18 protein-coding genes are annotated in these 19,144 nt (G+C 48.7%); 7 read left to right on the forward strand and 11 right to left on the reverse strand.

Annotated features, from left to right (window positions below; translation table 11 throughout):
- The first annotated feature begins 30 nt into the window (after nucleotides 1–30).
- Entirely contained in the window at nucleotides 31–648 is a 618-nt protein-coding gene (locus AC3ZFK_RS04410; RefSeq protein WP_487507004.1) for a cation efflux transmembrane domain-containing protein, read from the forward strand.
- Nucleotides 649–764: 116 nt separating this feature from the next.
- On the opposite strand, the gene AC3ZFK_RS04415 is transcribed toward AC3ZFK_RS04410, so the two are convergent.
- Nucleotides 765–2,756, reverse strand: a complete 1,992-nt coding sequence (locus tag AC3ZFK_RS04415) for a monovalent cation:proton antiporter family protein (RefSeq protein WP_487507005.1) — start codon at nucleotides 2,754–2,756, stop codon at nucleotides 765–767.
- A 193-nt stretch (nucleotides 2,757–2,949) separates the two neighbouring features.
- On the opposite strand from AC3ZFK_RS04415, the gene AC3ZFK_RS04420 reads away from it, so the two are divergent.
- The 3 genes from AC3ZFK_RS04420 to AC3ZFK_RS04430 all read left to right on the forward strand — a co-directional run bounded on the left by AC3ZFK_RS04420 (nucleotide 2,950) and on the right by AC3ZFK_RS04430 (nucleotide 7,447).
- A complete protein-coding gene (locus AC3ZFK_RS04420) occupies nucleotides 2,950–3,195 on the forward strand; it encodes a DUF3024 domain-containing protein (RefSeq protein WP_487507006.1) in 246 nt (81 codons plus the stop codon).
- Nucleotides 3,196–3,261: 66 nt separating this feature from the next.
- On the forward strand, nucleotides 3,262–6,945 hold the full coding sequence (metH, locus tag AC3ZFK_RS04425) for a methionine synthase (RefSeq protein WP_487507007.1): 3,684 nt from the start codon (nucleotides 3,262–3,264) through the stop codon (nucleotides 6,943–6,945).
- A 13-nt stretch (nucleotides 6,946–6,958) separates the two neighbouring features.
- A complete protein-coding gene (locus AC3ZFK_RS04430; RefSeq protein ID WP_487507008.1) occupies nucleotides 6,959–7,447 on the forward strand; it encodes a YchJ family protein in 489 nt (162 codons plus the stop codon).
- 117 nt (nucleotides 7,448–7,564) lie between these two features.
- Here the strand turns inward: AC3ZFK_RS04430 and AC3ZFK_RS04435 are convergent, their stop codons facing one another.
- From AC3ZFK_RS04435 to AC3ZFK_RS04450, 4 genes are all read right to left on the reverse strand, one after another.
- A complete protein-coding gene (locus tag AC3ZFK_RS04435) occupies nucleotides 7,565–7,723 on the reverse strand; it encodes a hypothetical protein (protein WP_487507009.1) in 159 nt (52 codons plus the stop codon).
- 221 nt (nucleotides 7,724–7,944) lie between these two features.
- Nucleotides 7,945–8,799, reverse strand: coding sequence for a metal ABC transporter permease (locus AC3ZFK_RS04440; RefSeq protein ID WP_487507010.1), 855 nt, complete (start codon nucleotides 8,797–8,799; stop codon nucleotides 7,945–7,947).
- A 19-nt stretch (nucleotides 8,800–8,818) separates the two neighbouring features.
- Entirely contained in the window at nucleotides 8,819–9,577 is a 759-nt protein-coding gene (locus AC3ZFK_RS04445; RefSeq protein WP_487507011.1) for a metal ABC transporter ATP-binding protein, read from the reverse strand.
- Complete coding sequence (locus AC3ZFK_RS04450; protein ID WP_487507012.1) at nucleotides 9,577–10,398, reverse strand: metal ABC transporter solute-binding protein, Zn/Mn family; 822 nt, start codon at nucleotides 10,396–10,398, stop codon at nucleotides 9,577–9,579. Before AC3ZFK_RS04450 ends, AC3ZFK_RS04445 begins: the two co-directional genes overlap by 1 nt.
- Before the next feature lie 79 nt (nucleotides 10,399–10,477).
- On the opposite strand from AC3ZFK_RS04450, the gene mpl reads away from it, so the two are divergent.
- Complete coding sequence (gene mpl, locus AC3ZFK_RS04455) at nucleotides 10,478–11,824, forward strand: UDP-N-acetylmuramate:L-alanyl-gamma-D-glutamyl-meso-diaminopimelate ligase (RefSeq protein ID WP_487507013.1); 1,347 nt, start codon at nucleotides 10,478–10,480, stop codon at nucleotides 11,822–11,824.
- Entirely contained in the window at nucleotides 11,821–12,444 is a 624-nt protein-coding gene (locus tag AC3ZFK_RS04460; RefSeq protein WP_487507014.1) for a flavin prenyltransferase UbiX, read from the forward strand. The genes mpl and AC3ZFK_RS04460 overlap by 4 nt, the downstream gene beginning before the upstream one ends.
- A gap of 2 nt (nucleotides 12,445–12,446) precedes the next feature.
- Here the strand turns inward: AC3ZFK_RS04460 and AC3ZFK_RS04465 are convergent, their stop codons facing one another.
- Genes AC3ZFK_RS04465 through AC3ZFK_RS04490 form a run of 6 tightly spaced genes read right to left on the reverse strand, consistent with a single transcriptional unit; the run spans nucleotide 12,447 to nucleotide 17,237 of the window.
- Complete coding sequence (locus AC3ZFK_RS04465; protein WP_487507015.1) at nucleotides 12,447–13,364, reverse strand: S49 family peptidase; 918 nt, start codon at nucleotides 13,362–13,364, stop codon at nucleotides 12,447–12,449.
- A complete protein-coding gene (locus AC3ZFK_RS04470; protein ID WP_487507016.1) occupies nucleotides 13,354–13,797 on the reverse strand; it encodes a PGPGW domain-containing protein in 444 nt (147 codons plus the stop codon). The genes AC3ZFK_RS04465 and AC3ZFK_RS04470 overlap by 11 nt, the downstream gene beginning before the upstream one ends.
- Before the next feature lie 8 nt (nucleotides 13,798–13,805).
- Nucleotides 13,806–15,086, reverse strand: coding sequence for a glutamate-1-semialdehyde 2,1-aminomutase (gene hemL, locus AC3ZFK_RS04475; protein ID WP_487507017.1), 1,281 nt, complete (start codon nucleotides 15,084–15,086; stop codon nucleotides 13,806–13,808).
- Nucleotides 15,087–15,137: 51 nt separating this feature from the next.
- Complete coding sequence (thiE, locus tag AC3ZFK_RS04480; protein WP_487507018.1) at nucleotides 15,138–15,767, reverse strand: thiamine phosphate synthase; 630 nt, start codon at nucleotides 15,765–15,767, stop codon at nucleotides 15,138–15,140.
- Between the two features lie 4 nt (nucleotides 15,768–15,771).
- Nucleotides 15,772–16,560 carry a bifunctional hydroxymethylpyrimidine kinase/phosphomethylpyrimidine kinase gene (thiD, locus tag AC3ZFK_RS04485; protein ID WP_487507019.1) on the reverse strand — a complete coding sequence of 263 codons (789 nt, stop codon included), beginning with the start codon at nucleotides 16,558–16,560 and terminating at the stop codon, nucleotides 15,772–15,774.
- Entirely contained in the window at nucleotides 16,557–17,237 is a 681-nt protein-coding gene (locus AC3ZFK_RS04490; protein ID WP_487507020.1) for a YggS family pyridoxal phosphate-dependent enzyme, read from the reverse strand. Before AC3ZFK_RS04490 ends, thiD begins: the two co-directional genes overlap by 4 nt.
- Nucleotides 17,238–17,317: 80 nt before the next feature.
- Here AC3ZFK_RS04490 and recQ point away from each other — a divergent pair, with 80 nt between their 5' ends.
- Nucleotides 17,318–19,132 (forward strand): DNA helicase RecQ, encoded by a 1,815-nt coding sequence (gene recQ / locus AC3ZFK_RS04495; RefSeq protein ID WP_487507021.1) that lies wholly within the window; start codon nucleotides 17,318–17,320, stop codon nucleotides 19,130–19,132.
- Nucleotides 19,133–19,144: the final 12 nt, after the last annotated feature.

Here is a 19,144-nt window from a genome sequence, read left to right on the forward strand (position 1 = left end):
GGTCGTTAGGTTGTACAAGAGGTTTGACATATGAGTGGATGTTGCGATGGCGGTTGTTCTGTCGATGCGCTGCGCGAAGATCGACAGCGAGGGACGCTTCAAATAGTTCTAGGCATTAATGCCGTCATGTTTGTTGTGATCGCGAGTGCTGCGCTTTATGGTGGCTCAACTGCGCTACTAGCCGATAGCCTCGATAATTTCGGTGATGCACTCACCTATGCTCTGAGTTTGTACGCTGTTACACGGGGCACCAGCACCAAAGCTAAGGTGGCATTGTTCAAAGGCATACTTATTCTTGTGGCTGCATTGGTTGTCGCAGCTCAAATCATCTACAAGCTTTTTGTACCAGGTCTGCCCATTTTTGAAGTCATGGGTGCTTTCAGCCTTCTTGGCCTTGCGGCTAATTCAGCGTGCCTCTTTCTGCTTTGGCGGCACCGGAATGAAGATGTGAATATGAGTTCTGTATGGGAGTGTTCACGGAACGATATCGCGTCGAACATATCGGTGTTTTTAGCAGCAGGTGCGATTTGGTTTACCGGCTCAGGCTGGCCAGATATTGTGGTGGCTACAGGCTTGGTATTGCTCTTGCTTCGTTCAGCAGCTCGAGTTATTTCATCGGCAATGGTTGAGTTACGTGAATCAACCTAACAAGTACATCATGTCGTTCGCCTGCGGCTCACTGGGGCGTGCTATCGCTGCGCGGCGGCCCGCACCATATGTTGGGCGTCATCTTTAACAGTTTGTTTTTAAGGGTAAAAATGTCGCTAATACTTGCCAGTGGTTAAATATAACTCAACCCGTTCAATATTTTCTGGCACACCACTAAGTACCAAATGATCATCAACCCTTAGTCGGGTCTCATTGGATGGATTATCGCCACGAATACTGCCGCGCTTAATTGCCTCCAGCGTAATATCAAACTGCTCCAATCCAAGTGAACCAACTGTTTTATGCGTGGCAAAAGTATCTTCAGTAAGAATTACCGTATGGAAAACGCCTGTCATCACCTGATGTTGTGCCATTGGATTGTCATCTTCACCGGGATAAAAATTTTCCAACAAACGATAACGGTTTTTACGCACGGCTCTCACTTCTCGAAGCACCTTTCTGGGCGGGTCGCCAATCATTAACATAAGATGAGAGGCCAACATAATACTTGATTCAAATGTATCTGGAATCACCTCACTCGCACCTGCTTCAAGCAACTCATTAACATGCGAATCATCTGGTGTGCGCACCAAAATTGGTATCTGCTGATGCATTTGACTGATGGTTTTTAAGATTTTAATAGAGGCATGAAAATCATTAAAGGTCACAATCACAATACGTGCCTTCTCTAAACGAGCAGCTTTCAAAATAGTCTCTTTTGCGGCGTCACCATAATAGACGTTCTCACCGGCGTCGTGTGCTTCTTGAACGCGCTTAATGTCCATATCAAGTGCAATAAACGATTTATTGGATTTTGATAAAAAACGGCTAACAGTTTGCCCAACGCGGCCAAAGCCACACAAAATAACATGCTGATCAAGATGTACATTATCATCAATAATAATTTTCTCAATATCTTGATGATTGCTCAAATAAGATCCTTTATGCCATTTCTTAGCAATTGCACCATTAAATTTAATCAAAAACGGTGCAATAGACATACTCAAGACCGCTGATGTTAATAAAATATTACCAATTTCAACAGGTAATAATTTATAAGCAAAAGCCAGTGTCAACAGTACCAGACCAAATTCACCTACCTGAGACAATGACAATGCCATGCGCAAGGCAACGCCACCTTGCTTCTGAAACAGTCTAGCCACCCCATACAAAACCACGCCTTTTAGTAAAATAATGCCAATGGTGATTGCGATAATTAGCCAAAAATGTTGTTGCAACAGAGTTAGGGAAATCATCATGCCCACAGTAACAAAAAATAGGCCTAATAAAATATCCTGAAATGGGCGAATATCAGATTCAACCTGATGCTTGTATTCCGTTTCACTAAGCATCATTCCTGCTAAAAATGCTCCCAGTGTCATCGATAAGCCCATTTGCTCGGTCAACGCAGCAGCGCCTAAAGCCACCGTTAATACGGTTAAAGTAAACAGCTCTTGTGACTTAGCCGAAGCCACTTCATGAAACAAAGGTCTGAGTAGATGTTTGCCGATTATATGCATGACAATCATCACCAATGTTCCCTTTAAAAAAGCCACACCTAACGCCAAGCCAAGGCTGTTATCATTTACACTAGTCAGCGCCAAAGTTGGAATCAGAATTAACAGCGGAATAGCAATAATGTCTTGGAAGATCAGCACGCCCAAAGCAGAACGCCCGTGGCGGGAATGAATCTCAGATTGTTCAGCAAGCTGCTTAATCACAATCGCAGTAGATGATAAGGCTAAGGCACTAGCAATAACAATATTGGCATTGGTGTCCAACCCTGAAAAATAACCAATCGCATACACCAACAGCCCAGTTACAAATACCTGAACCGCACCCAACCCAAATACTTGTCGTCGCATGGAGATCATTTGCGCTAGCGAGAACTCCAATCCAATAGTAAACAACAAAAAGACGATACCAAGCTCGGCTAATGTTTCAATATTTTCTTCTTGACCGATCCAACCAAATCCATTTGGACCAACAATAATACCAACGACAATGTAGCCCAGAATTGGTGGGAAATGCAGCCTTCTTGAGAGCGACACAATCGCCACTGCAATGGCTAGCAACAAGACGATATGGATTAACAAATGTTCGTTCATGCCATCAGTATAACTTACTTCAAATTAAAAGGGCGCTATCCCATTTTCCTGCATTGTTTCTCGCATTTGCTCAATGACAGGCTTAATTATCTGTTAACAGATTTACCAATATTAGAAATGAATCATTTTTAATGTAGCAATATAAGGAAATATGTCCTTATAATAATCGTTGGCCTTGATGCAAGCTTAATTGGTGCTACAATCAGGTCTTGTTCATATCAGAAACAAGCTGGCTTTAAAATATCGGATTGAGAGCCAGAGTGTCGTTATTTTTGAGGTTAGACCATTGCGGGATTGGCCAGATGAGATGGTTGCCAAAACTACCTATGTAAAGAAGAACAGGATGTGGAAGGTCTACTGGCAGAGGGCCGACCTGAAGTGGTATGGCTATGAGCCGGTACCGGAGGTTGGGTTGCTGGAGGCGTTTAGGAGCCCGTGATAGTCGCTACAAAGGATGTTCGGTAATAGGGTAAAATACCCTCAATTTTTTTGGAAAAACACCCTTATGTCTGTCGATCGTAGCGAGCAACTGAAATCTCTGATGACCGAGCGCATCCTGATTCTGGATGGTGCAATGGGGACCATGATCCAGCGTCACAAACTGGAGGAGGCGGATTATCGAGGGGAGCGTTTTGCCGACTGGCATACTGATCTCAAGGGGAATAATGATCTTCTTGCGCTGACCCAGCCTGCGATTATCCAGGGAATTCATGAGCAGTATCTGGAGGCGGGAGCCGATATCCTCGAGACCAACACCTTCAATGGGACTCGGGTCTCGATGGCTGATTACGATATGGAGGATCTGGTCTACGAGATCAATCTGGAGGCGACCCGTCTCGCACGTGCAGCAGCGGACAGATATTCCACTCCGGAGAAACCCCGTTTTGTGGCGGCGGTGCTCGGACCTACCAGCCGCACCTGTTCGATCTCCCCGGAGGTCAATGATCCCGGCTTTCGCAATATCACCTTTATGGATCTGGTGGAGGACTATAGTGAATCCATTGATGCCCTGGTGCAGGGTGGCGCGGATCTGCTGCTGGTAGAGACCATCTTCGATACCCTGAATGCCAAGGCGGCGCTGTTTGCAATTGACCGCTATTTTGAAGAGAGGGGGATAACACTGCCAATTATGATCTCTGGCACCATTACCGATGCCTCCGGACGTACCCTCTCAGGGCAGACCACAGAGTCCTTCTATAACAGTCTGCGTCACTCCAGACCGCTAAGTATGGGGCTCAACTGTGCGCTGGGTCCGGATATGTTGCGTCAATATACAGAGGAGATGTCACGAGTCTGTGAGACCTACACCTCTGCTCACCCTAATGCAGGTCTTCCCAATGAATTTGGGGAGTATGATCTCACTCCAGAGCAGATGGCGGCTCATGTCAGTGAGTGGGCCGATGCTGGCTTCCTTAATATTATTGGGGGGTGCTGTGGTTCCAGTCCTGACCATATTCGTGCCATTGCTCAGGCGATGGAGGGGAAGAGTCCACGTCCACTGCCAGATCTCCCCCACGAGTGCCGTCTGGCCGGATTGGAGCCGCTGAATATTGGCAGGGAGTCCCTCTTTGTCAATGTGGGAGAGCGGGCCAATATTACCGGTTCTGCCAAGTTCAAGCGTCTTGTCCTCAACGAGGAGTATGAGGAGGCACTCGATATCTGCCGAACCCAGGTGGAGAATGGTGCCCAGGTGGTCGATGTCAATATGGATGAGGGGATGCTGGATGGCAAGGCGGCGATGGTGCGCTTCCTCAATCTGATCGCCTCGGAGCCAGATATCTCCAAGGCACCACTGATGATCGACTCCTCCAAGTGGGAGATCATTGAGGCGGGGCTGCAGTGTTCGCAGGGTAAGGCGATCGTCAACTCTATCTCCATGAAGGAGGGGGAGGAGAAGTTCCGGGAACATGCAAAGCTCTGCCGTCGCTATGGTGCAGCGGTGATCGTGATGGCCTTTGATGAGGATGGGCAGGCCGATACAGAGGTGCGCAAGGTGGAGATATGTACCCGTGCCTACCGGATTTTGGTGGATGAGATCGGCTTCCCTGCAGAGGATATTATCTTTGACCCCAACATCTTCGCAGTAGCGACCGGCATCGAGGAGCACAACAATTATGGGGTCGACTTTATCGAGGCGACCCGTCGCATCAAGCAGACCCTGCCCTATGCAATGGTCTCGGGTGGGGTCTCTAATGTCTCCTTCTCCTTCCGTGGCAACAACCCGGTGCGTGAGGCGATCCATGCGGTCTTTCTCTATCATGCCATTCAGGCGGGGATGGATATGGGGATCGTCAATGCGGCACAGCTTGCGGTCTATGATGACCTCCCTGATGAGCTGCGAGATGCAGTCGAGGATGTGGTCCTTAATCGGGATCCGGAGGCTGGGGAGCGGCTGGTAGAGATTGCGCCTAAATATCTTGGAGATGGTTCGACAGGGGAGAAAAAAGAGGATCAGGAGTGGCGTAGCTGGCCTGTTAAGAAGCGGCTTGAGCATGCGCTGGTGAAGGGGATTACGGAATTTATTGATGAAGATACAGAGGAGGCTCGTCTCCAGTTCGACAAGGCACTGAAGGTTATTGAGGGGCCACTGATGGATGGGATGAATGTGGTGGGCGATCTCTTTGGTGCGGGCAAGATGTTTCTGCCGCAGGTGGTGAAATCCGCCCGGGTGATGAAGAAATCGGTTGCCTATCTTGATCCATTTCTTGAGGCGGAGAAGGCGGAGTGTGCCATTTCCAGTCAGGGCAAGATTTTGATGGCCACGGTGAAGGGTGATGTACATGACATCGGCAAGAATATTGTCGGGGTGGTGTTGCAGTGTAATAACTATGAGGTGATTGATCTTGGGGTGATGGTGCCGGCAGAGACGATTCTGCAGCGTGCCAGAGAGGAGAATGTAGATATCATCGGTCTCTCCGGGCTGATCACCCCGTCACTGGATGAGATGGTGCACCTTGCCAGTGAGATGACGCGTCAGGGATTTACTATTCCGCTGATGCTGGGCGGGGCCACTACATCCAGGGCTCATACAGCGGTCAAGGCGGAGCCGGAGTATGAGCATGGGGTGATCCATGTGGCAGATGCCTCACGAGCAGTTGGGGTGGCGACAACGCTACTTTCGGAGGGGCAGAAGTCGGAATTTCTCTCTGAGCTACGTGATGAGTATGAGGAGGTTCGCCAGCGACGTGCCTCCAGGGGTGGTGCAAAGAGTCTGGTTACGATTGAAGAGGCGCAGGCCAACCAGTTCCCGATTGAGTGGGATAGTTATCAGCCGGTACAACCAAACGCCCTGGGGGTAACGGTACTGGAGCAGATTGATCTCAATGAGGTGGTTCCCTATATCGACTGGACCTTCTTCTTCCACGCCTGGGAGCTGAAGGGTCGTTATCCGAAGATTCTCGATGATGCAGAGAAGGGGGAGGAGGCTCGTAAGCTCTATGCTGATGCAAGCTCTATGCTGGAGAAGATTATCGGTGAGAAGTGGCTCTCGGCAAAGGCGGTAGTTGGTCTTTTTCCCGCCAATGCGGTTGGAGATGATATTGAGATCTATGAGGATGAGTCACGAAGCAGGCTGAAGACAACGCTGCACCACTTGAGAAAACAGGGCAGACAACCAGATGGAAGATCCAATGACTGTCTAAGTGATTTTGTTGCGCCAAAAACTGCCAACAAGGTTGATTATGTGGGTGGTTTTGCACTGACTGCGGGTCTTGGGATAGATGAAAAGATTAGTGAGTTTGAGGCGGACCATGATGATTACAGTGCACTGATGCTAAAGTCGATAGCTGATCGTCTGGCGGAGGCGGCAACCGAGTGGCTCCATGAGAAAGTGAGAAAGGAGTTGTGGGGATATGCAGTTGATGAGTCTCATACTAATGAGGAGCTGATCAGTGAGGACTATTCCGGAATTCGTCCTGCAATGGGTTACCCAGCCTCACCAGACCATACGGAAAAAGATATTTTGTGGGAGCTACTGGAGGCAGAGAGCACTACTGGTATCTGGCTTACAGAGTCCAGGGCAATGGTTCCAACAGCATCAGTTAGTGGTCTCTATTTTGCCCATCCCGAGGCACACTACTTTGCTGTCGGCAAGATCGATCGAGATCAGGTAGAGCAGTATGCTGAGCGAAAAGGGATGATTGTTGCAAATATAGAGAAGTGGCTTGGCCCAAATTTGGCCTATAAATAGGAGATTAGAGAGGATGAGTGATTGTTATTGCGGTTCAGGAAAACCATACAGCGAATGTTGTGAGCCTTATCTGAAGGGAGACTCCTTTCCAGATACTGCAGAGGCGTTGATGCGTTCTCGTTACAGTGCTTACGTGGCAGGCGAGGTTGACTATATCCACAATACACTCCACCCGGACCATCGAGCTGACCATGATCTGGATGCAGCCAGGAAGTGGTCACAAGACTCGGAGTGGCTTGGACTTGAGATTATATCGACCTCTAATGGTGACAAGGGTGATGCTACAGGTATAGTTGAATTCAAAGCTGGTTACCGGGACAAGAGTGGAACACACTACGCGCATGAGGTTAGCCGGTTTAAGAGAGTAGATGGAAAGTGGGTCTATGTAGATGGCGATATGCCAAAACCAGAGACCTTTCGTAACAAAGAGAAGAAGGTGGGACGTAATGAGCCGTGCCCCTGTGGGTCAGGCAAGAAATACAAGAAGTGCTGTGGGCGTTGAGTTATGGGGCACAGCAGATAAAAAAACCAGCATACTGTTAAAACAGTATGCTGGCTCAGTGATTATCGAAAGATTAGACAGGAGAACTCGATAACCTCTGTATTACCAATTGGGAGACTATCCAAGCATGAAGGTTTCTATTGCGGATACGGTAGTTCCACTGAACAGGCTTATTGCTACAAAGAAGAGCATCATTACAGCTGATAACCCTATTGCTGTTCCGCAGGCTGTACATATGGCCATCTCAACCAGACTAAACTCTTTCAACTGTTCCATTTTCAACTGCTCCATTGTGGCGGTTGCCTATCAGGCTTTGTGTATGGTCACATACTACTGGTAACTGGCAGTCTCATCCATACGTATAAATACGTATATTTAATGTGTGATATCTGGTGTAGTTGCCTCGGATATTGCTGTCGTTATTCCGGTTTTGAGCGCTGGGAGCAGGCACCAAGAAACTCCACTATTGGGTGTCTGGTCTTGAGATTATATCAACCTCAACCACGCCCCTCCTCAACCGCCAAGCGTGCTCGGCGTTTTGCACGAGACTGTGTAAATATCGCAGAGAGCACATATACTGCGCCAGCCAGTAGAATAATTGTAGGGCCGGCGGGCAGGTCTGGTTGATAGGAGAGCGCCAGTCCGGAAACAGTGAGAGCTCCGCCAAGCAGTGTGGCCAACACCATCATTTTCCCAATAGAGTCTACATAATGCCCCGCAACTGCGGCTGGTAGTGTCAATAGTGCAAGCACCAGAATCAGCCCAACCACCTGAATCAGCAGTACAACTGTCACTGCGACCAGGATAAGGAGAAGCAGATAGAAGAAGGTAACTGGAATGCCGCGAAGTCTGGCAAACTCCTCATCAAATGCAACAGCAAGAAATTGTCTGTGGTATGCACCTACAATCAGCAGTAGAACTGTATCGAGCAGAGCCATAAACCAGAGGCTGGATTCTGGAACCAACAATATGTTACCAAACAGAAAGCTCATCAGGTCGGTCTGATAGCCTGGTGTTTTGGAGATAAAGAGTACCCCAATCGCCATTCCTATCGCCCACATGGCTCCAATAAGAGTATCTTCCTGAGCACGCCACTGTAGGCGAATCCATCCAATCAGCAGAGCAGATATGATGGCTGCACCCAAGGCACCAGCGAGAGGGTCTACTCCAAAATATATGGCCGCTCCCATTCCACCAAGAACGGAGTGAGCAATGCCTCCAGCAATGAACGCAATCCTTTTGACTACCACATAGGTTCCCATAACCCCGCAACCAATGCTGGCTAGTAGCCCGGCAATCAGGCTATATTGCAGAAAGGTATATTCAGAAAGGGCAGCGAAGAATTCGTTCATGCTTTATCTCTCCACTAACCTAATGGTGATGTGCCACCATGCGCACATCTTCACCGTACAGGTTTTGAATAACCTCGCCATCAATGGCATCTGTATGGTGGCATACCAGTGTTCTGTTGATGCAGGCAACCCGGGTAACATAACTTGAGATGAAGGCTATATCATGGGATACCACCAAAATAGCCATGCGCTGGTTTAACCGTTTTAACAGGTCGAAAATGTCCCCTTCAAGTCGTTGATCAATATTTGCCGTGGGTTCGTCCAGAATTAGAATTGATGGGTTTGAGACCAGTGCCCTGGCCAGTAGCACACGTTGTAGCTGTCCACCGGAAAGGCTCCCAATCTGACGTTGCACAAGATCCTCTGCCTCGACCTCTATCAGAGCTTGGCGGGTTGCCTGATAATCTTTCCTTGAATATCCTCCCGGTTTAAGCGCATGGAGAAACCCCTGTTTGCAGCTTGTACCCAGCCTCCCCAACAGCACCAACTGTTCTACAGTGATAGGAAACTCTTTTGAAAAGCTTGGATATTGTGGCACATAGCCGATTTGAGATCGTGCCTTGTGAGGTCTCTTTCCCAAAATCCTGATTGTTCCGGAGTGTGGAGTGAGTAGGCCGAGAGCCAGTTTAAGCAGAGTGCTTTTCCCTCCTGCGTTGGGGCCGACAATGCCCAGAAACTCGCCATCATTTACCTCAAGATTAATTTTCTCCAGTACGGTAGTTGTACCGTAGGAGAAAGATACATCTTTAATCTGGATAAGTGGATCTTGTGACTTCATTACTGCAGTGTCTCAGAGAGCTGTTGGGATATTTTTCTCATATTATTGATGTAATCTGCTGAGAGAGGGTCAATAGGTACAACACGGCCGCCAATTGCATCTGCAATCTGTTCAGCAGCACGCTTGCTAAGTTGTGGCTGAACAAAAATTACCCTGATCTTCTCCTTTCTGGCCTCTCTGATCAATTCTACGAGTGCACGAGCACCAGGCTCTTTTCCCTCATGCTCTATTGAGATCTGAGTTAGCCCGTACCGTTCTGCAAAATGGCCCCAGGCAGGGTGGAAAACCATAAATTTTCTCTGCTTCAGATTTTTTAGCTGTTTCTGAATCTCCTGGTCCAGCAAGCTGAGTTCAGCTTGTAGAGAGTACCTGTTTTTGTCGTAAAATTTATGGTTGTTTGGGTCTATCCTGATTAATGCATCGCTAATTGTATCAGCCATATTCATGGCTAATAGCGGGCTGGTCCAGGGGTGTGGGTCTAGTTCGTGTTCGTGTTCATGTTCATGTTCATGGCCATTACTGTCACCAATAATCTCCATCTCAGAGTTGGTGGATTTTATCCTCTCCATCCAGGCTTTCTCAAATTCAATTCCTGCAGTTATATATAGATCAGCTTGTGCCAGTCTGGCAATTTGTTGAGAAGTGGGACTAAAAGTATGTGGATCATCTCCTGAGCCTACCATTGAGGTGACATTTACATGCTCTCCACCAATTTTCTCGGCCAATGACTTGAGCGGCAGGACAGTGGTAAAAACCTGAATCTGTACAGCACTAGCCACTGTAGGGATCAGCAAGCAAGCTAACCAAATGGAGCGAATCATAAAAATATCTCCAGATCTCTGGGTGCACAGCTGGGGATTCCATAAAGTATGTTCATGGCGCATAAGGTAACATAAGGGGATGCATATCCATATTCTTGGAATCTGTGGCACTTTCATGGGCGGCATTGCCTTGCTGGCGCGTGCGTCAGGCCATACTGTTTCTGGTTCTGATGCCAATGTTTACCCTCCCATGAGCACCCAGTTGGAGGAGGCGGGGATTACTCTGCAGGAGGGGTATGAGGCAGATCATCTGGATCCAGCGCCTGATATGGTGGTGATTGGCAATGCAATGAGCCGTGGAAACAGAGCCGTTGAATATGTGCTGGAGCAGGGGATTCCATACACATCAGGCCCACAGTGGTTATCAGAGCATGTACTGCAGGGGCGCTGGGTACTGGCCGTATCTGGTACACACGGTAAAACCTCTACTTCAAGCATGCTCGCATGGATTCTGGAGTATGCAGGATTGCCCCCGGGCTTTCTGATTGGTGGAGTGCCAGAGAATTTTGGGGTATCCGCCCGGTTGGGGAATGCCCCATTTTTTGTGGTGGAGGCCGATGAGTACGATACCGCTTTTTTTGATAAACGCTCCAAGTTTGTCCACTATCGTCCAAGAACCCTGATTATCAATAATCTTGAATTTGACCATGCTGATATATTTGATGACCTGGCGGCAATCCAGAAACAGTTTCACCATCAGATACGCACTGTGCCCGGAAACGGACTGATCATCCATCCTGCCGGCGAGACAGCAGTTGATGAATTGATTGATATGGGGTGCTGGACATCGACAGAGACAATTGACGGGGATTGGGATGCCATAAGGGATGACGCTGCATGGAGTCGCTTTCTGGTATCACTGCAGGGAGAACCTGTTGGTGAGGTGAGCTGGGATCTGACTGGTTGGCATAACCGATCAAATGCCCTGGCTGCAATAGCCGCAGCACGTCATGCTGGGGTACCGGTCCGCCATGCAATTGATGCCCTGGCAGAGTTCAGGAATGTTCGTCGTCGCATGGAGGTCAAAGGCACAGTGAATGGAGTGACTGTCTACGATGATTTTGCCCACCACCCAACAGCTATCAGACTGACACTTGATGGACTGCGTGGCAAGGTGAGGGAGGATCGAATCCTCGCAATTATGGAGCCACGCTCAAACACTATGCGTATGGGGGTACATCAACAATCACTGGCGGGCTCATTCGAGAGTGCAGACAGGGTTTTTCTGGTTGATGATGGATCACTGGAGTGGGATCTTGCCAAATCAATGGATGAGTCTATAGTGCAGGTTACCATAGCTGAAACTGTTGAGCAGATTGTAGAGTCAGTAGCAGATTGGGCTCTTCCGGGAGACCATATCCTGGTTATGAGCAATGGCGGGTTTGGCGGCATACATGAGAAATTACTGGAGCGACTCGAGAAGTGACAGAGTGGAATAGAGACAGTACAGTTACATTGGCCGTTACCGGGGCGTCAGGTGCAGCTTATGCGTTGCGCCTTCTGGAGCAGTTGATTGCGGCAGATGTTCGGGTCTGGATGATGCTGTCTGATGCAGCGCGTATTGTTATGGAGATGGAGGTCGACCTTTCATTGCCAGAGGCCTCCCATGATGTGCAAAAATTATTTGTCGAAAAGTTCGGTGCCAGGGAGGGGCAGTTGTCACTGTTTGAAAAAGGCGAGTGGACCTCTCCGGTTGCCAGCGGCAGCAGTGCTCCTTATGCCATGGTGGTATGCCCATGTTCAATGGGAACACTCTCAGCCATAGCTTATGGAAGTAGTGATCAGCTGTTAGAGCGGGCCGCGGATGTGATGATAAAGGAGAACAAGAAACTGATACTGGTTCCAAGAGAGACTCCATACTCTGCCATCCATCTGGAGAACATGCTTAAGCTCTCACGGATCGGGGTGACGATTCTGCCTCCCAACCCGGGGTTTTACCATCAGCCCAAGAGTATTGATGATCTTGTCGACTTTGTGGTGGCAAGAATTCTTGATCAGCTTGGGTTGGAGCGGGATTTTGTGCAGCGGTGGGGGAGTACTACATAAACCTACATCTCTAGCTGTGGAGCGGCTTGTCCCTTCAACACAGTGGCGAGACTTGCGGCAAACTGGTTTGCATACTGCTCAAACAGATCAACCTTGGGGGTGTAGTCGACCACATTATCAATATCAAGAGTCTCGGCAATCTCATGGGTGGACATGTGTCCATCAATTAACCCCAACCCTTTAGCCTCCTGTCCAACCCATATCAACCCATTAAACAGCTCTGTTGTGGTGGAGAGGTTTTCTCCTCTCCCCTCTTTTACCCGATCGATAAAAATATCGTGGGTGGTTGTCAGCACGTGCTCTTTGAGAAAAGTCTCAGCCTCCTCATTTCTTGGAGAGAATGGGTCGAGAAGCGCCTTATACTCTCCTGCCGTAAGCTCACGCTGCTCGATGCCATGCTCCTTCATCGCCTCCACAAAACCGAAGCCCCCCATGCGTACACCGATAGAACCAACCAGAGAGACCTCTGTTGCATGAATCTCGTCAGTAGCGCTGGCGATGTAGTAACAGGCTGATGCACAGAGCTCGTCAATTGTGGCGTAAATCTTTTTCTCCGGGTTCTCTTTTTTTACGGTGCGAATAGTTTGCCAAAGCCGTTCTGCCTGTGCAGGAGTGCCACCAGGAGAGTTAAGCTGAAGCACAATATGTTTGACTCGCTTGTCCTCAGCTGCCTTGCGTATGGCTGGTGCAAGGTTATCCGCACTGTTAATTGTGTCGCTACCGATCTCCCCATGCAGCTTGATGGTGGCAATACGTTCACCTGGGTCAATCTCATCAATAACCCCTGCAGAGATCAGTATCAACAGAATCAGGTAGCCGATTACAAATGCATAAAGCAGGTTCTTGAACCAGCGCCCCTTGCGAATCTCTCTCTTGAGCTCATGAACAGCGGCTGAAAGTTCGTTTGAATTAATTGTCATGGATCTCCTTTACGATAAGCGGGGCGGTGCCACCCTTTTCTCTAAACCAGTTGATGGCGGTCAGAATGCCGGGTTGTCGGATAAACCACTGCTCAACATGATATTTGCCTGGAAAATGAGTCATCATGATTCCCAGCAGCAGGGTCAATAGCCCTTGGCCGGGGAGAAATAGCATCAGAATGCCGGCAATGATCAGCACCAACCCAATCAGATTACGGACCAGATGAACCAGAAACCGGGCTGCCGGGTGTCCCTTGAGGGGGGCTACCGTTGGCTCTTTTGTGTGGTCGAAATAGTCCTCAGGGATTCTGCTGACCAGCCATGGAAGCGCAGCAATTGAGGCAACCAACATAATGGCTGACCCAATTCCGATCCAGAACAGTAGCTCCTCGTTGGCCGAAAACCATCCGCTAATTTCTTGCCACCACTCCATAAATATATCTATAAAGTCGCCAGAACCTTGCGCGCAGCATCTATTGTTGTCTGCAGGTCGCTATCAGTATGGGCGGCAGAGACAAAACCGGCCTCAAAGGCGGATGGGGCAAGATATATTCCTTCATCAAGCATGCCGTGGAAGAATTTACCGAAGCGCTCGCTGTCACAAGCCATAACCTGGTCAAAGTTTTCGATCTTCTCATCCTCGGTAAAGAAGAGGCCAAACATGCCGCCGATACGGTTGTACTGCATCGGAATATTATTATCTGCAGCAGCAGCCATAATGCCGTCAGTCAGGGTTTTTACCTTCTCTTCCAGATCAGCAAAGAAGTTGGGAGCAGAGATCAACTCAAGAGTCTTCAGTCCTGCCGCCATCGCCAGAGGGTTGCCAGATAGGGTCCCAGCCTGATAGACAGGACCAAGTGGAGCCAGATGTTCCATGATCTCGCGTTTGCCACCAAATGCGCCAACCGGCATTCCACCACCAATAACTTTGCCAAGTGTGGTCAGGTCTGGGGTAATGCCAAGTTTGCCCTGAGCGCCACCAAGGCTTACACGAAAACCGGTCATGACCTCATCCAGAATCAATACTGTTCCATACTCATCACAGACCTCACGCAGCCCCTCCAGAAAACCGATAACAGGAGGCACACAGTTCATGTTTCCAGCAACAGGTTCCACGATGATACAGGCTATCTCCCTGCCAACCTCGGCAAAGAGTTCACGTACCTGATCAATGTTGTTATAACTCAGGGTCAGGGTGTGTTCAGCAAGTGAGGCAGGAACACCGGGTGAGGTTGGTACCCCCAGGGTCAATGCACCAGAGCCGGCTTTTACCAGTAGAGAATCAGCATGGCCGTGGTAGCATCCTTCAAACTTCAGAATCTTGTCTCGTCCTGTGTAGCCTCGAGCAAGTCTGATTGCGCTCATGGTGGCCTCAGTACCTGAGCTAACCATACGCACCATCTCAATTGATGGTACGAGCTCTTTTACCTTCTCGGCCATCTGGGTTTCTATCTCTGTAGGAGCACCAAAGCTCAGACCATTTGCTGCACCATCCTGTACAACTTTTACAACGTCAGGGTGTGCATGCCCCAGGATCATTGGCCCCCATGATCCAACATAATCAACATAACGATTACCATCTTCATCATGGATATAGGCCCCTTCGGCTCTCTGGATGTAGACAGGATCTCCACCAACACCTCTGAATGCGCGAACAGGTGAATTTACTCCACCAGGAATATGTTGCTGGGCCTCTTCAAAAAGGTCATGTGAACGGGTCATAACTTTATACTCTTCCTTGTGTCTGTTTTTCTTTCGAAAATTTTCCTGAATCTATTTGGTATCAAACAGGTTGGCAATATCCTGGGCAGCTTGCTGGATATTTGTAGCGCCCAAAACAGCATTAATTACAGCAAGCATATCTGCCCCTGCATCAATCAGTGATTTGCCATTACTGCTATCTACTCCTCCAATTGCGACGATCGGCAGCTGCAACTCTGTGCGGGCTTGTGTCAGCACCTCAGTTGTTGCATGAACTGCATCCGGCTTGGTCTGTGAGGGGAAGAACCTGCCAAAGGCTATGTAGTCAGCCCCCTGTTCTGCGGCCATCCGTGCGCTATCGAACGAATTGTAGCAGGAGACTCCAATAATAGCCTCATTTCCCAGTAATTTTCGTGCCTCTTCGACTGAGCCATCATCACTGCCAAGGTGGACGCCATCAGCACCTGATTCTATTACCAGATCGGTATCATCATTAACGATAAGCGGGATGCCGAGAGGGCGACAGAGAGTGGCAAGGTCCGATATTTCCCAGAGTTTGCGCTCTCTGTTTGCGTGCTTGTTTCTGTACTGAACAATACTTACGCCCCCCTGAATTGCCTCTGCCACTGCAGGGACAAGACCAGCCTTGTCAGTAAGGCGGCGGTCAGTAATAAGGTAGAGGCCGGATAGTTTTTGTTTCATCTATCTATTTGCTACGAAACCGATCTGGAAAATGTTGTCCGCTACCCGGGTGAAAACTGTTATTCAGACTATTCCAGGTAAACTCCAATCCCCTGACAACTGCCTCATCTACATTTTCTCCAGCAGCTATACCTGTGGCAATAGATGATGCCAGAGTGCATCCGGATCCATGATAATTATTGGGAAGCCGAGGATATTGAAAGAGTTCTTTTATTCCATCCCTGTTCATCAGCAGATGGTGAACCTTGTCAGGTTCTTCGTCAGCTGTGGGGTTGTCAGTTCCTGTAATCAGCAGATATTCACAACCCATAGAGATGAGCTCAGCACCACTGGCCTGCAGAGTGTCTCCATCAGGGGCCAACTGCATCAGCTCCTTGCGGTTTGGGGTTGCAACAGTAGCAAGCGGGATCAAAAGGGTAGATATAGCCTCAGCTACGCCATCAGTTGAGAGGTAGCCCCCGCCACCGTCTGCCAGAACAGGGTCAAGGATAACCGGGACATCAGAGTGTTCAGTTAATAGAGTATGAATTGCCTCACAGATCTCTATGGAGCCGACCATTCCGATCTTTATCGCCTGCATCGACATATCATCCAGCAAGAGCCGAGCCTGCTGAATAAACAGATCCAGAGAGACTGGCTCTACAGCTTTTACTGAATGGCTATCCTGTGCTGTTAGTGCAGTTATGACAGTTGCAGCATGACCACCGAGTGATCCGATAGTCTCAATATCTGCCTGAATCCCGGCGCCACCGCTTGGGTCGTGGCCACCAAAGACCAATATCGTCGGCCTCATTGTCGGGCACCAAATATATCGGTACCAATACGCACTATTGTTGCACCTTCGGCAATTGCAGCCTCCATATCTCCAGACATGCCCATCGAGAGGGTATCAAGAGAGAGCCCATCTTCGTTGAGTTGCACCATTGCATCATGAAGTTGCCGAAAAGGTACGCGCTGTTCATTCAGACTGCTGGATGGTGCAGGCAGAGTCATCAGGCCACGCAATCTGATCCCGGGCAGTTTGCCAATCTCCTTTGCCAGACTGGGAAGTTCACTGAATAAGACTCCGGATTTACTCTCCTCACCACTGCTATTTACCTGGATACAGATATTGATGGGCTCTTTGGCAGAAGGTCTCTGCTCACCAAGCCTGCGCGCAATCTTCAGACGATCTACTCCATGTACCCAGTCAAAATTTTCAGCTATGGTCTTGGTCTTGTTGGATTGAATGGCACCAATAAAGTGCCAGACAATATCATCGAGCGGTAGTGCATCGATTTTCTCCAGGGCATCCTGCAGATAGTTCTCTCCAAAATCACGCTGTCCGGCATCATAGGCCTTGTGCACCATTGTGGCAGGCTTTGTCTTGCTGACGGCAAGCAACTTTACAGATTGATGGGGGCGTCCATACTGTTTTGCGGCACCATCAATTCTCTGGTGAATTTGGTCAAGTTGATCCCTAATGGCCATACTGCGGAGTATAACGTGGAGTATCTGGTTTTTCAGATTCCACTATAATTACCAGTTCAGTAAATCACAGGCCCCAGTTCGTGGATAAAACCCCAAAAGATATTCTTCAGACCGTATTTGGATACAGTGAATTTCGTCCCCACCAGGAAGAGATCATCAGTGATGTCCTCTCACGGCACGATGCTTTTATCCTGATGCCTACCGGTGGAGGAAAGTCTCTCTGTTACCAGATTCCGGCACTGATATTTCCTGGTACAGCTATCGTAATCTCCCCGCTTATCTCATTAATGAAAGATCAAGTGGATGCACTGAAGGCAAATGGCGTAGAGGCCGCATATTACAACTCATCACTAAATGAGGCAGATTCACGCCAGACCATTGCCCGTTTTCATGCGGGTGAGCTTGATCTAATGTACGTAGCACCAGAAAGAATCATGTCCGCCGGTTTTTTGGCAAGAATGAAAGATGTGGATATCTCACTGTTTGCGGTGGATGAATCACACTGTGTATCCCAGTGGGGGCATGATTTCAGACCGGAATATGTGCAGCTGGGACATTTACGAGAGCAGTTTCCGAGAATCCCAATGGTTGCTCTTACTGCCACAGCTGATCCTCAGACCCGCAGGGACATTATTCACCGTCTTCGTCTGAAAGAGTCAAAGGTTCATGTAACCGGTTTTGATCGGCCAAACATTCGTTACAGTGCGCTGGAGAAGAGCAAGCCATTTGATCAGCTCAAGGCCTTTTTGAGTCGTGTCGATGGAAGCAGAGGAATTGTCTATGCGCTTAGCCGAAAAAGGGTGGAGGAGGTTGCAGATAAACTACAGTTGGCAGGTTTTCGTGCGCATCCATACCATGCTGGTCTTCCAGCAGCCAGAAGGCAAGAGGCCCATGAAAAATTCATGAGGGATGAGATCGATGTGGTGGTTGCGACAGTTGCCTTCGGAATGGGTATAGACAAGCCTGATGTTCGTTTTGTGGTCCACTACGATCTGCCAAAAAATATTGAGGGATACTATCAGGAGACCGGGCGCGCAGGGCGTGATGGCCTGCCTGCGGAGGCGCTACTGCTGTTTGGTGCGCAGGATATGGTGATGGCTAGACGTCTGGTGGAAAATAGCCAAAATGAGGAGCAGAAGAGAATAGAGACCCACAAACTGAACAGCATGATTGCATTTGCAGAGACACTTACCTGTAGGCGTAGGGTGTTGCTCAACTACTTTGGTGAAGAACTCGGTAAAGATTGTGGGAACTGTGATGTATGTTCTGATCCGCCGGAGTGTTATGACGCCACTGTAGATGCGCAGAAAGCACTCTCTTGTGTTTATCGTGTAGGACAGAGATATGGAATGCGCCATGTGGTGGATGTGCTACGAGGAATGGATAACGAGCGTATCAGAAATCTTCACCATAATGAGCTCACCACATACGGTATTGGTGGGGATCGTAGTGATGCAGAGTGGACAAGCCTGTTTAGGCAGCTTATTCATCGAGGCTACCTTATTCAGGATATAGCCAACTACTCCGTATTAAAACTTACACAAGATGCACGTTCGATTCTGAAAGGGGAGAAGAAGCTAGAGTTGGCCAAACCAAGACTCAAAGAGAAGGTCAAAAAGAGGAAAAAACTGGCAGTTGCTGTTGAGGGTAGAGATGAACTGTTGTTTGAACTATTAAGAGATCTTCGCAAGGATCTGTCAAACCAAGAGGGGATTGCGCCATTTATGGTTTTTGGAGATGCAACTCTGACTCAGATGGCCATACACCTTCCAAAAAATAGAGGTGAGTTCCTTGAGATCAACGGAGTTGGTGAGAAGAAGATGTATAAGTACGGTGAGATATTTCTGGGTGAGATTGCCGATTACATCGAGTCAAAATCTACTGTTGTGACTTAATCAGAGCTAACT

The organism is Candidatus Thiopontia autotrophica, assembly GCF_982804495.1.